The organism is Inquilinus sp. (genome assembly GCF_039594555.1).
Lineage (GTDB): Bacteria > Pseudomonadota > Alphaproteobacteria > DSM-16000 > Inquilinaceae > Inquilinus.
This window is the reverse complement of the sequence record NZ_JBCNNF010000191.1, coordinates 1-12,877: the sequence shown is the minus strand read 5'-3', so window position 1 is coordinate 12,877 and position 12,877 is coordinate 1. Positions and strand designations below refer to the sequence as shown.

Annotated in this window: 10 protein-coding genes and 1 pseudogene; 8 read left to right on the top strand and 3 right to left on the bottom strand. The window is 71.5% G+C overall.

Annotated features, from left to right (window positions below):
* From ABDW35_RS20160 to ABDW35_RS20150, 3 genes are all read left to right on the top strand, one after another.
* Positions 1–1,838 (top strand): thioesterase domain-containing protein (locus ABDW35_RS20160; protein ID WP_343715670.1); only part of this gene is annotated, 1,838 nt, incomplete at its 5' end.
* Between the two features lie 100 nt (positions 1,839–1,938).
* Positions 1,939–2,913: a beta-ketoacyl-ACP synthase III gene (locus ABDW35_RS20155; RefSeq protein WP_343715671.1), complete on the top strand. Its 975-nt coding sequence runs from the start codon at positions 1,939–1,941 to the stop codon at positions 2,911–2,913.
* A 28-nt stretch (positions 2,914–2,941) separates the two neighbouring features.
* Entirely contained in the window at positions 2,942–4,243 is a 1,302-nt protein-coding gene (locus tag ABDW35_RS20150) for an acyl-CoA dehydrogenase family protein (RefSeq protein WP_343715669.1), read from the top strand.
* A gap of 21 nt (positions 4,244–4,264) precedes the next feature.
* Here ABDW35_RS20150 and ABDW35_RS20145 read toward each other — a convergent pair whose 3' ends face one another.
* Complete coding sequence (locus ABDW35_RS20145) at positions 4,265–5,224, bottom strand: GlxA family transcriptional regulator (RefSeq protein ID WP_343715668.1); 960 nt, start codon at positions 5,222–5,224, stop codon at positions 4,265–4,267.
* Positions 5,225–5,329: 105 nt separating this feature from the next.
* Between ABDW35_RS20145 and ABDW35_RS20140 the strand changes: the two genes are divergently transcribed.
* The 5 genes from ABDW35_RS20140 (at position 5,330) to ABDW35_RS20120 (ending at position 11,915) form a co-directional block, all read left to right on the top strand.
* Positions 5,330–6,583 carry a sarcosine oxidase subunit beta family protein gene (locus ABDW35_RS20140; RefSeq protein WP_343715667.1) on the top strand — a complete coding sequence of 418 codons (1,254 nt, stop codon included), beginning with the start codon at positions 5,330–5,332 and terminating at the stop codon, positions 6,581–6,583.
* Between the two features lie 11 nt (positions 6,584–6,594).
* Positions 6,595–6,897, top strand: coding sequence for a sarcosine oxidase subunit delta (locus ABDW35_RS20135; RefSeq protein ID WP_343715666.1), 303 nt, complete (start codon positions 6,595–6,597; stop codon positions 6,895–6,897).
* Positions 6,894–9,893 carry a sarcosine oxidase subunit alpha gene (locus tag ABDW35_RS20130; protein WP_343715665.1) on the top strand — a complete coding sequence of 1,000 codons (3,000 nt, stop codon included), beginning with the start codon at positions 6,894–6,896 and terminating at the stop codon, positions 9,891–9,893. The genes ABDW35_RS20135 and ABDW35_RS20130 overlap by 4 nt, the downstream gene beginning before the upstream one ends.
* A gap of 11 nt (positions 9,894–9,904) precedes the next feature.
* Positions 9,905–10,426 carry a sarcosine oxidase subunit gamma family protein gene (locus tag ABDW35_RS20125; RefSeq protein ID WP_343715664.1) on the top strand — a complete coding sequence of 174 codons (522 nt, stop codon included), beginning with the start codon at positions 9,905–9,907 and terminating at the stop codon, positions 10,424–10,426.
* A 112-nt stretch (positions 10,427–10,538) separates the two neighbouring features.
* Entirely contained in the window at positions 10,539–11,915 is a 1,377-nt protein-coding gene (locus tag ABDW35_RS20120) for an L-serine ammonia-lyase (protein WP_343715663.1), read from the top strand.
* A gap of 12 nt (positions 11,916–11,927) precedes the next feature.
* Here ABDW35_RS20120 and ABDW35_RS20115 read toward each other — a convergent pair whose 3' ends face one another.
* Both ABDW35_RS20115 and ABDW35_RS20110 read right to left on the bottom strand, forming a co-directional pair.
* On the bottom strand, positions 11,928–12,497 hold the full coding sequence (locus ABDW35_RS20115; RefSeq protein ID WP_343715662.1) for a hypothetical protein: 570 nt from the start codon (positions 12,495–12,497) through the stop codon (positions 11,928–11,930).
* A gap of 40 nt (positions 12,498–12,537) precedes the next feature.
* Positions 12,538–12,877: pseudogene (locus ABDW35_RS20110) on the bottom strand (hypothetical protein); the annotation flags it as partial.

Genomic DNA, 12,877 nt, shown 5'->3' with positions numbered 1-12,877 from the left:
TGGGGACGGTGTTCCGGTTCGGCACGGAGCTGTTCGTCGCCGCCATCAACGGGCCGGAGCAGACGGTGCTCAGCGGCACCGCCCCGGCCGTCGCCGCAGCCGAGCAGGCGCTGCTGGAGCGGAGCATCCGGGTGTCGCGGGTGCCGACCTACGACACCCCCGGCCATTCGCCGCTGCTGGCCCCGATCCTGGAGCCGCTCCGCGATGCCCTGGCCCCGATCCAATTCCAGCGGCCGGAGATCGAGATGATCTCGACCGTCACCGGCCGCCGCGCCGGGGACGAGGTCGCCACGGCCGGCCACTGGGTCGACATGGCCGAGCGGCCGGTGCGGTTTCGTCAGGCGCTCGACACCATCGCCAAGGACGGCGTGACCTTCCTCGAGGTCGGGCCGGGCAAAGCCCTGTCCAACCTGGCGAAGGCGGCCTCCGGCGACTGGACCCGGGCGATCTCCTCGCTCTGCGACGGCCCCGATGGCGACGAGGAGCCGGAGCCCGACGGCCTGGCCCATGCCTGCGCCCGCCTGTACTGCGCCGGCCATTCGCCGGAGTGGTCGCGCCTCTACGGCACCCCGCCCTCCCCCGTCGAGGCGCCGACCACGGCCTTCGACCTGAAGCATATCGAGCTGCCGGCCGTGGGGCTGCAGCCGCGCGGCGATCATCCGCAGCCGGTGCAGGCCGCCCCGGACCATGGCGAGGGGACGGATGCGGCTGCCGCCCCGGTGGCCGCGCTGGCCGCCGACACGCTGGCCGCGGTCGCCGACATCGTCCGGCCCGTCCTCGGCGACGCGGCCGACGGGGACGCCGACGCGGCCCTGGTGACCCTCGGTCTCGACTCGCTGGCGCTGACCGCGATCCGCGGCCGCCTGCAGCAGGCCTTCGGGCAGGCCGTCCCCATGGCCTGGTTCGCCGCCGGCGCCTCGCTGCGCGGCATCGCCGCCTTCTATGCGGAGGGCGAACCGGCCGGGCCGGCACCGGTCCAGGCAGCCCCCGAGCCGGTGGAGACGACCGTCACGCTGATGCGGTCGGTGGGCCGTGCCGACCATGTGCTCACGCTCCGAGACGGCTCGGGCCCGCTGGTGGCGCTGATCCACCCGGTCGGCGGCGATGCGCTGTGCTACCGCGAGTTGGCGGAGGCCTGGCCCGGCGACGCCCGGATCCTCGGCATCCGGCACCCCGAGGCCGAGGCCGGTGATGTCCGCTATCGACCGCTGGCCGAGCTGGCGCGGCTATACCGCCGGGCCGTGCTCGACGCCGCCGGCAGGGTTCCGGACATCGTCGGCGGCTGGTCGTTCGGCGGTGCCGTCGCCCAGGAGATGACGGCCCAGTGGGAGGAGGAGGGCGCGCGCATCGCCGGGCTGGCGGCCATCGACAGCCCCCTGCCGGATGGCGACTACGCCCGCCAGCTCCGCCGCCTGGCCGATATCGTGGGCGGGGACGGAGATGACTGCGTCCTGGACCGGATGATCGCCCGTCCGGAGTTCGAGGCGGTGTTCGACGAGCAGCACGGCCTGGGCCGGCTTCGCGCCGTCGCCGACCCTGCCACCGTTGAGCGCGTGCTGCGGATCCATGCCGCGAACGCTGCGGCGCTGGCCGGGCACCGGCCGCAGCCCGTCAGGGCGCCTCTCTCCTATGCGCTGGCCCTGCGCGCCGGCAACGCCGGCAGCTCCGAGGCGGCGGCCCGACCGCTGGAGGCCCTCTCCGCCGGGCCGCTGCGGATCCTGGGCTTCGATTGCGATCATTTCTCGATCATGCGCTCCCCCGCCGTCGAGGCTGTGGCCGGCTTCCTCGGGGCCGCGGCGAAGCCTGTCGTGCAACCTGTGCCCCTGGTGGCCGAGTGACCGGATGGATGTAATGGACGAGCTCGACACCCTGATCCGCACCGACCGGCAAAGCGCCCTGACACGGGTCGCCGGCATCGCCCCGGGCACCGATCCCGCCCTGGTGCGCCGCGCCCACGTGGTCGGCTGCGGCTCGGCCCTGCCCCGGCGCCGGATGACGAATGACGAGCTGGCGCAGCGGGTCGACACCTCGTATGACTGGATCGTGCAGCGGTCGGGCATCCGCGAACGCCGGATCGCCGCCGAGGGCGAGACGACGTCGGACCTGGCCGTGGCGGCCGCCCGCGCCGCCTTGGGCCGGGCCGGGATCTCAGGGGCGGAGCTCGACCTGATCATCCTGGCGACGACCACGCCGGACCGCACCTTCCCGGCCACGGCCGTGCGCGTCCAGGCCGCGCTGGGCATGACCGGTGGTGCTGCCTTCGACGTGCAGGCCGTGTGCTCCGGCTTCGTCTATGCGCTGTCGATTGCCGACGCCATGATCCGCCAGGGCCAGGTGCGGACGGCGCTGGTGATCGGTGCCGAGACGTTCTCGCGCCTGCTCGACTGGTCGGACCGCGGCACCTGCGTGCTGTTCGGCGATGGTGCCGGCGCCGTCGTCCTGCAGGCCGGCCTGTCCGAAGCCGGCCCGCAGGGACGGGGCATCATCTCGACCCATCTCCATTCGGACGGCCGCCACGAGGACAAGCTGTATGTCGATGGCGGCCCGTCCTCGACCGGCACGGTCGGCCATGTCCGGATGGACGGGCGCGAAGTGTTCAAGCACGCGGTGGCCAATCTGGCGGCGGTGGCGGAGGAGGCGCTGAAGGCGAACGGGCTGACCGCCGCGGACATCGACTGGCTGGTGCCGCACCAGGCCAACCGGCGGATCATCGAGGCGACGGCGCGCAAGCTGGAGCTGCCGGAAGAGAAGATCGTGCTGACGCTGGACCGGCACGCCAACACTGCCGCCGCCTCGATCCCCCTGGCCCTGGACGACGCCGTCTCCGCCGGCCGCATCCGCGAGGGCGACCTGGTCTTGATCGAGGCGATGGGCGGCGGCCTGACCTGGGGCGCGGCCCTGGTCCGCTGGTAACTGCATCGTCGTGACAAGGGAATCCGGAATGCGGACATTTCAGAACGTGGCGCCGCCCCAGCTCGGATTCGGCGGGCTCGACGCCGGGCTGACGGATGAGGAGCGGGAGGTTCAGCAGCGGATCCGCAGCTTTGCGCTGGGCGTGATGCGCCCGACCGCCGCCAGGCTGGACCCGATGTCCGCGGCGGATGTGATCGGCGAAGGCTCGCCGCTGTGGGACTACCTGGCGCGCTTCGACGATCTGGGCATCAACCCGGCCTGGCTGGCGGCGCTCGGGCCGGATCGCCGCAAGCGCATGCTGCCGCTGGTGTTCGAGGAGCTGGCCTATGGCGACGCCGGGCTCGCCGTCGCGGCCTTCACCTCGAAGATGGCGGCGGCGACGGCCGCGGCCACCGGCGACCCGGAGCTGATCGAGCGGTTCGGCCCGCTGCGCGGCTGCTGGATCGCGATCCTGGCCGACCGGGGGTCCGACGCCATCGACCATGCCGGGTTCGAGCTGGCGAAGGGCGCCCGGCAGTCCGAGGGCAGCCTGCGCGCCGTGATGCGCGGGCCGGAGGTGATCCTGAACGGCGTGTCGTCCGACTGGATCTCCTGCGCCCCGATCGCCGAATGCGCCCTGATCCACTGCCCCGCCGATTATGGCGGCGGCATCGCGCGGCCGGATGGCGGCGTGTCCGGCATCGCCCTGCTGGTCCCGTTCGACCTGCCGGGGGTCGAGCGCGGACCGCCGGTCGAGAAGATCGGCCAGCGCACGCTGCCGACCGGGAATGTCCGGTTCAACGAGGTCCGCGTTCCCGCCCGCTGTGTCGTCCGGGGCCAGGACGGCTTCTATCCCTCCTTCGCCGGCACGCACACCTCTGGCGCCATGAACGTCGCCGCCATCGCCGGCGGCGTCGCCAAGGCCGCCTTCGACTGCGCCCTGCACTATGCCCGGTCGCGCGAACAGGGCGGGGCCAGGCTGGTCGCGCATCAGCATGTCCGATGGCGGCTGTGGGAGATGTGGCGGAAGCTCGAGATCTGCCGCGCCTCCGTCCGCCGCGGTGTGGCCTACAATCTCTCCGGGCAGGGGCCGCATCTTCTCGCCTCGATCACCGCCAAGACCACGGCGACCCAGACCGCGTTCGAAGTGGCGATGGAGGCGATCCAGATCTTCGGCGCCAACGGGCTGGCGCGGGACCACCTCGTCGAAAGGCTGCTGCGCGACATCACCGTCTGCCTGATCCAGGGCGGCGAGAACCATTCGCTTGGCCTGCAGGGCGGGAACTGGCTGCTGCAATCCCTGGATGCCGAGGGGATGGAGGATCCGGCGATCGACCGCGCGGCCGAGTAGGCCGACAGACGGGCAAGCCCGTCACTGCCGCGTCTGGCGGAACGCCTCCGGCGTCATGCCTTCATGGGCCCGGAACACCCGGATCAGGTGCGGCAGGTCGCAGAAGCCGGTGTCCGCGGCGATCCGGGTGGCCGACCGCCGGGTCGTCTCCAGCAGGTGCTTGGCCTGCTCGATCCGGATCAGCCGGTCGGCCTGGAGCGGTGTCATCCCGAGCGCCTCGCGGAAGTGCCGCTCGACCTTGCGCCGGCTGACGCCGAGCCGCGCCACCACCCGGCGGATCGAGAGCGGCGCGTCGAGCGACTGCTGCATGCCCAGCAGGGCCTTGCGGACGAGAGGGTCGTCGGTGGCCAGGGCCAGCGGCATGCCGGGCTGCGGCTCCTCCGCCGCCATCGCCTCGTCGATGATCATGATGTGCAGGCTCTTTGCGGCGCGCGCCCGTCCCAGATGGCGCTCGACGATGAAGGCAGCGAGGTGCGCCGAGGAGACGCCGCCCGAGCAGGTCAGCCGATCGCGGTCGACGACGAAGATCTGGTCCGAGACCGGCTCCAGCCCGTCGAACCGTTCGAGGAAATCCTCGTGATGGAACCAGCTGACGCAGGCGCGATACCCCTGCATCAGCCCCGCCCGGTGCAGGACGAAGGTGCCGGTGCAGACCCCGACCAGCGGCACCCCGGCCTCGGCCGCGCGCCGGAGGAAGCGCACCGTGTCGGGATGCAGGTTCTCGATCTCGTCGACCAGCCCCCCGACGACGACGAGATAGTCGAACCGCGCGGGATCGCCCAGCCGCTCGTCGGGCTGAACCGAGACGCCGCTGCTCGACGCGATCGGGTCCGTCGTCGGCGACAGGACCTTCCAGCTGCAGAGGATCGGGCGTGACCGGTCGCCCTCATCCGCCGACAGCCGCAGGACATCGACGAAGTTCGCGAACGCGCAGAGCGTGAACCGCCGCGCCAGGATGAAACCGACGTTCAGCTTTGCCATGGCCGCCCCCTGCTGCCGTCAGCGTACAACATTTCTGACGCTTTCATACAGCCCCGGCCCCGCGGATTCCGGCATCCATACGCCCGGAGATATCGGGAGGCGCGCATGACGCATTTCTCCTTCGCCCAGGTGATCAAGGGCGCCCTCACGGGCCAGAAGCACTGGACCGCGCAATGGCCGGAGCGCGAGCCGAAGGCGGCGTATGACGTCGTCATCATCGGCGCGGGCGGGCACGGGCTCGCCGCCGCCTACTATTTGGCGAAGGAGCATGGGGTCACCAATGTCGCTGTGATCGACAAGGGCTGGCTCGGCGGCGGCAACACCGGGCGCAACACCACGATCATCCGCTCGAACTATCTCTATGACGAGAGCGCACGGCTCTACGACCATGCCCTCGACCTCTGGGACGGCCTGTCGCAGGAGCTGAACTACAACGTCATGTTCTCCAGGCGCGGCGTGATGATGCTGGCGCACACCGTCCATGACGTGCAGTCCTTCCAGCGCCATGTCCATTCGAACCGCCTGAACGGGGTCGACAACCAGTGGCTGTCGGCGGCGGAGGCGAAGGCCTTCTGCCCACCGCTCGACCTCGACCCCCGCGCCCGCTACCCGGTGGTCGGGGCCGCGCTGCAGCGCCGCGCCGGCACCGCCCGCCACGACGCCGTGGCCTGGGGCTATGCCCGCGGCGCCGCGGCGCGAGGGGTCGACATCATCCAGAACTGCCCGGTCACGGCGATCCGCCGCGACGCGTCCGGCCACGTCACCGGCGTCGAGACGGCGAAGGGCTTCATCGCCGCCAAGAAGGTCGCCGTCTCGGCCGCCGGCAACACCTCGGTGGTGATGGACACCGCGGGCGTGCGCCTGCCGCTGGAGAGCTACCCGCTGCAGGCCCTGGTGTCCGAGCCGGTGAAGCCGGTCTTCCCCTGCGTCGTCATGTCGAACACGGTCCACGCCTATATCAGCCAGTCCGACAAGGGCGAGCTGGTGATCGGCGCCGGCACCGACGCCTATGTCTCCTACTCGCAGCGCGGCGGCGTCCACATCATCGAGCACACGCTCGCCGCGATCTGCGAGATCTTCCCGATCTTCCGCCGGATGCGGATGCTGCGGTCCTGGGGCGGCATCGTCGACGTCACGCCCGACCGGTCGCCGATCATCGGCAAGACCCCGGTGCCCGGCCTCTATGTCAATTGCGGCTGGGGCACCGGCGGCTTCAAGGCGACGCCCGGCTCCGGCCACGTCTTCGCGCACACCATCGCGAAGGACGAGCCGCACCCGATCAACGCCCCCTTCACGCTCGAGCGCTTCACCACCGGCCGGCTGATCGACGAGGCCGCCGCCGCCGCCGTGGCGCATTGAGGACCCGACCGATGCTGCTGATCCATTGCCCCTATTGCGACCAGGATCGCCCGGAGCTGGAATTCGCCTATGCCGGCGAGGCCCATATCGCCCGGCCGGCCGACCCGATGGCGCTGACCGACGAGGAATGGCGGGACTTCCTCTACATCCGCACCAACCCGCGCGGGCATCATTTCGAGCGCTGGCGCCACATCCATGGCTGCGCCCGCTTCTTCAACGCGGTGCGCGAGACCGTGTCCGACCGCTTCCTCCTCACCTACAAGGCGGGCGAGCCCCGCCCGGACCTCGCCGGCCTGGCAGGAGGGCGCGAATGACCAGCCACCGCCTTCCCGGCCGCGGCCGGGTCGATCACGGCCGCCCGGTCCGCTTCAGCTTCGACGGCAGGTCCTATACGGGCCTCGCGGGCGACACGCTGGCCTCGGCGCTGCTCGCCAACGGCATCCATCTGATGGGCCGCTCGTTCAAGTACCACCGGCCCCGCGGCGTCGTCTCCGCCGGGTCGGACGAGCCGAACGCGCTGGTCGGCACCCACCGCGGTCCCGGCCGCTTCGAGCCGAACACCCGCGCCACGGTCCAGGAGCTGCGCGACGGCCTGGAGGCGACCAGCCAGAACCGCTGGCCCTCGCTATCCTTCGACCTGGGCGCGGTCAACGACCGGCTCGGCCGGCTGTTCTCGGCGGGCTTCTACTACAAGACCTTCATGTGGCCCCGTGCCTTCTGGGACCGCGTCTACGAGCCCATCATCCGCAGGGCGGCGGGCCTGGGCGTCTCGCCGTCGGAGCCCGACGCCGACCGCTACGCCGCCCGCTTCGCCCACACCGATGTCCTGGTCGTCGGCGCCGGCCCGGCCGGCCTCGCCGCGGCGCTGGCCGCCGGCCGCTCCGGCGCCTCGGTCATGCTGGTGGACGAAACTTCCGAGCCCGGCGGCAGCCTGCTCTCCGAACCCGGCATCGTCATCGACGGCAAGCCGGCCTGGGACTGGCTCTCCGCCACCCTGGCCGAGCTGGCGCGGCTGCCGAACGTCACCGTGATGCCCCGCACCACCGCGATCGGCTACTATCACCAGAACCTTCTCGGCCTGTGCCAGAGGCTGACGGATCATCTGTCGGCCGTTCCCCCCGGCGCCCCGCGCGAGCGCCTGTGGCGGGTCCGCGCCGGCCAGGTCGTCCTGGCCCAGGGGGCGCTGGAGAAGCCGCTGGTGTTCGACGGCAACGACCGTCCCGGCGTGATGCTGGCCGGCGCCGCCCAGACCTATCTGCATCGCTACGGCGTCAAGGTGGGGGACCGCCCGGCGATCGTCACCGCCCACGACAGCGCCTGGCACGCCGCCTTCGACCTTGCCGAGGCCGGGGCGAAGCCCGTCGCCATCGTCGATATCCGCTCGGTGGTCGACGCCGCGCTGACCACCCGGGCCCGCGCCCTGGGCATCGAGGCGCTGCTGGCGCACAGCGCCACCGGCACCAAAGGACGTCTGCGCGTGACGTCGCTGCGCGTGGCCCCGATCCGCGACGGCCGGCCCGGCACGGCCCGCACCATCGCCTGCGATGCGGTGCTGATCTGCGGCGGCTGGACGCCGTCGCTGCACCTGTTCAGCCACACCCGCGGCAGCCTAGCCTGGGACGAGACGCTGCAGGCCTTCCTGCCCGGCGCCAAGTCCGAGGCCGTCCACATCGCCGGCGCGGGCCGCGGCCTGTGGGGCATCGCGGCGGCGCTGACGGACGGTGCCGCCGCCGGCGCCCGGGCCGCCCGCGATGCCGGCGGCATGGCCGCGCCGCAGGCCCACACGGTTGCGGCCGACCGCACCGGCACGGGCGTGACCTGCAAGGAGCTGCCGACAGACCGCAATCCGGCCACGGCGAAGGCTTTCATCGACTACCAGAACGACGTCACCGCCAAGGACATCCGCCTCGCCGTCCGCGAAGGCATGCGCTCGATCGAGCACGTCAAGCGCTACACCACCAACGGCATGGCGACCGACCAGGGCAAGATGTCGAACATCAACGGCCTGATGATCGCCGCCGACGCCCTGGCGAAGCCGCCGCCGCAGGTCGGCCTCACCACCTTCCGGCCGCCCTACACCCCGACCAGCTTCGGCACCTTCGCCGGCTATCACCAGGGCGAGACCTTCGAGGTCACCCGCAAGACCCCGATCGATCCCTGGGCCGAAGCCAACGGCGCGGTGTTCGAGCCGGTCGCGCTGTGGCGGCGCGCCCGGTATTTCCCCAAGGCGGGCGAGGACATGCACGCCGCCGTCGCCCGCGAATGCCGCACCACCCGCGCCTCGCTCGGCATCTTCGACGCCTCGACCCTCGGCAAGATCGAGGTGGTGGGGCCGGACGCCGTCACCTTCATGGAGCGGATGTACACCAACCCCTGGGCCAAGCTGGGCGTCGGCCGCTGCCGCTATGGCCTGCTGCTCGGCGAGGACGGCTTCATCCGCGACGACGGCGTGATCGGCCGGCTGGCGCCGGACCGCTTCCACGTCACCACCACCACGGGCGGTGCCGCCCGCGTGCTCAACATGATGGAGGATTATCTCCAGACCGAATGGCCCGAGCTGAAGGTCTGGCTGACCTCGACCACCGAGCAATGGGCGACGGTCGCCCTGAACGGCCCGAACGCCCGCAGGCTCCTGGAACCTCTGGTCGAGGGCCTCGACCTCTCCGACGCCGCCTTCCCGCATATGTCGGTGGCCGAATGCTCGGTGGCCGGCTTCCCGGCGCGGCTGTTCCGCGTGTCCTTCACCGGCGAGCTCGGCTTCGAAGTCAACGTGCCCGCCCGCCATGGCCGCGCCCTCTGGGACCTGCTGTGGGAGGCCGGACAACAGTACGGCATCTGCGCCTACGGCACCGAGACGATGCATGTGCTGCGCGCCGAAAAGGGCTACATCATCGTCGGCCAGGACACGGACGGCACGCTGACCCCGGACGATGCCGGACTGTCCTGGGCGATCGGCAAGGCCAAGCCGGACTTCGTCGGCAAGCGCTCGCTCGCGCGGCCGGACATGGTGGCGAAGGGCCGCAAGCAGCTGGTCGGCCTCCTGACCGAGGACCCGAAGGCCGTGCTCCAGGAAGGCGCCCAGATCGTGGCCGACCCGGACCAGCCGAAGCCGATGACGATGCTCGGCCACGTCACCTCCTCCTACTGGAGCGAGGCGCTGGGCCGGTCGATCGCCATGGCGGTCATCGTCGACGGCCGCGACCGCGACGGCGAGACGCTGCACGTGCCGATGCCGGACCGCACGCTGAGGGCCCGAATCGTCAGGAGCACGGTGTTCTACGACCCCGACGGCTCCCGGCTCAGCGCCTGATGGAGAGCGCCATGAACGACATGACCCTGCAGCGCCCCGCCGTGACGGTCACCGAGCTTCCGCCGGCCACCCGGATCTCGTTGCGGGCGGCCGACCGCGCCGCCCTGGCCGCCCACGGCCTCGCCCTTCCGGACCGGATCGGCGCCCGCATCGTGGAGGGGGAGCGGAGCGTGCTCCGCCTCGGGCCCGACGAATGGCTGGTCGAGGCGCCGGAGGAGCAGGGGGCCGCGCTGAAGGCAAGGCTGGCCGGGCTGGAGACCCGCCTGCCGCTCAGCGCCGTCGAGGTCTCCGACCGCGAGATCACCCTGTCGCTGGCCGGCCCGGCCGTGCTCGACCTGCTCGCAACCGGCTGCCCGCTCGACCTCGCGCGGCTGCCGGTCGGTACGGGCACCCGGACAATCTTCGACACCGTCCAGGTCGTGCTGACCCGGGAGGCCGAGGACCGCTTCCACCTGACGGTCTGGCGCTCCTTCGCCCCGCATGTGCGCGCGCTGCTCGATCTCGCCGGCCGAGAGCTCGCGGCCGGCCTCTAGCGTCGGGGAGGGGGAACGCGCATGCTCGCCGCCGTTGGCCGCGTGGAGCGGATCACGATTTCACCGCTATGATGATCCGGGCGCATGTGCCCGGATCGTGCTCAGAGGCTGCATGTTCCTCAGCGTCTTCGACATCTTCAAGATCGGCATCGGGCCGTCGAGCTCGCACACCATGGGGCCAATGCTCGCCGCCGCCCGCTTCCTCGATGCGCTCCGCACCGGGGCCGGCCGTGTGCCCGGCGCCGGCGCGCCAGCCCGGATCGAGGCGAGCCTGCATGGCAGCCTCGCCTTCACCGGCAAGGGCCACGCCACCGACCGGGCCGTGATCCTGGGCCTGCTCGGCTTCCGCCCGGAGACGCTCGACCCCGACGCGGCTGAGCGCCGCGAAGCCGATCTCCGGGCCAGCCGCCGGATCGACGTCCCCGGCGTCGGCCCGCTGGACTTCGACCCGGAGACGGGCGTCGTCTTCGACTACGGCCCGCCGCTGCCCGGCCATGCCAACGGCCTGGTCCTGCGCGCCTTCGATGCCGCGGGCGACCTCCATTTCGCCGAGACCTACTATTCGATCGGCGGCGGCTTCGTCCTGACCGAGCGGGAACTCGCCGACCGCGGCGCCGCGTCCGACACCATCGCGCGCCCCTATCCTTTCGCCACCGCCGCGGAGATGCTGGCCATGGGCGAGGCCGCCGGCCTCGGCATCGCCGCGATGAAGCGCGCCAATGAGGGCCCGGACCTCGATGCCGGCCTCGACCGGATCTGGCAGGCGATGGACGAGTGCATCGATCGCGGCCTGGCCGCCGACGGCACGCTGCCCGGCGGCCTCAAGGTGCGGCGCCGGGCGCGGGCCATCCACCAGGCGCTGCTCGCCGAACGCGGCTCCAACCGCGCGCAGCCGCATGCGGCGAACGACTGGCTGTCGGTCTATGCCATGGCGGTGAACGAGGAGAATGCCGCCGGCGGCCGCATCGTCACCGCCCCCACCAACGGCGCGGCCGGAGTGGTGCCGGCCGTGATCCGCTACTACCGCGACCATTGCGTCGGGGCGACCCATGAGGGCATCCGCGACTTCCTGCTGACCGCGGCCGCCGTCGGCGGGATCATCAAGACCAACGCCTCGATCTCCGGCGCCGAGGTCGGCTGCCAGGGCGAGGTCGGCTCCGCCGCGGCGATGGCGGCCGCGGGCCTCTGCGCCGCCCTGGGCGGCACCAATGCGCAGATCGAGAACGCCGCCGAGATCGCGCTCGAGCACCATCTCGGCATGACCTGCGATCCGATCCGCGGCCTCGTCCAGGTTCCCTGCATCGAGCGCAACGGCCTCGGCGCCATCAAGGCCGTCGCCGCCGCCTCGCTGGCGCTGCGCGGCGACGGCAGCCATGTCGTGCCGCTCGACGCCTGCATCGAGACGATGCATCAGACGGGCCGCGACATGAGCGTCAAGTACAAGGAGACATCGACCGGCGGGCTCGCGGTGAACCTGCCGGGGTGCTGAGGCCGGGCGAGTCTAGCGGAGCAGGGTGATCGACAGCCCGAGCAGGGCCCAGAATGGCCCGACATAGCACAGGGCGGTGAGGATCGACCGCCAGCCGAGGCTGTCGGCGAACATCACCATCCCGCCATTGCCGACAAGCTGCCGGCAGAGAAGCAGGCTCTGATGGCCGGGGTCGAGTGGGCATCGCGCGCCCGTCTCGCGGACATACGCCTCCGCCACGTCGGTGATGTTCCGGCCGTCGATCCACCATTCCTGGCTCAGGATGCGGCCGCTGGCCGCCCTCTCGATGACGGCTGGCCCGTCGACGCGGTTCAGGCGGTTGCCCCGGTACCAGGTCTCGATCCGGCTGCCGTCCGGCAGGTACCGGACATGGGCCAGATCGGCGGTGTGGCGGTCGTGCCCCCCGTCATGGCGCCATCCGGATCCCGGCGTACTGTCCCAGCGATGGGTGACGAAGGGTGAAACCTCGGCGGTGCGAAGCGGCCCTTGCTGATCGCTCCGACGGCGGTCTCCGGACGACGACTCCGACGGCCTCGCGAGGGGAATGACCGTCGCGCCGGCAGATATCCCGTGTTGCTCCATAGCCTGCCCCCTGCCGGCTGTTGGATGGTCGGCTCGGCCGTCAGTCGCCACCGGCCGTGTTCAACGACGCGACCAGGCCGCTTCCGGCGAAATTCCCGCGATACATGTGCTGGCCGAGATGGCCGAAATCGGAGTGCAGGTCGGCATGGACCTTGCCGCCGATGTCCCGCCACCGGCGGCAGAAAGCATAGTCCTCCGACAGGTAGCGTTTGCTGTCCGGGTCGACCATGCAGTCGAAGAACAGCCAGTAGAATGGCGCCTCGGGATTGTTCGGCAGCCCGTCGGGGACGTAGTTGAGCTCCGGATAATGCTCCATCATCCGGCTGAACACATGGCGCTTGATGGTCATGAACCCTGTCGGCGCCTCGGCGACCTCGACG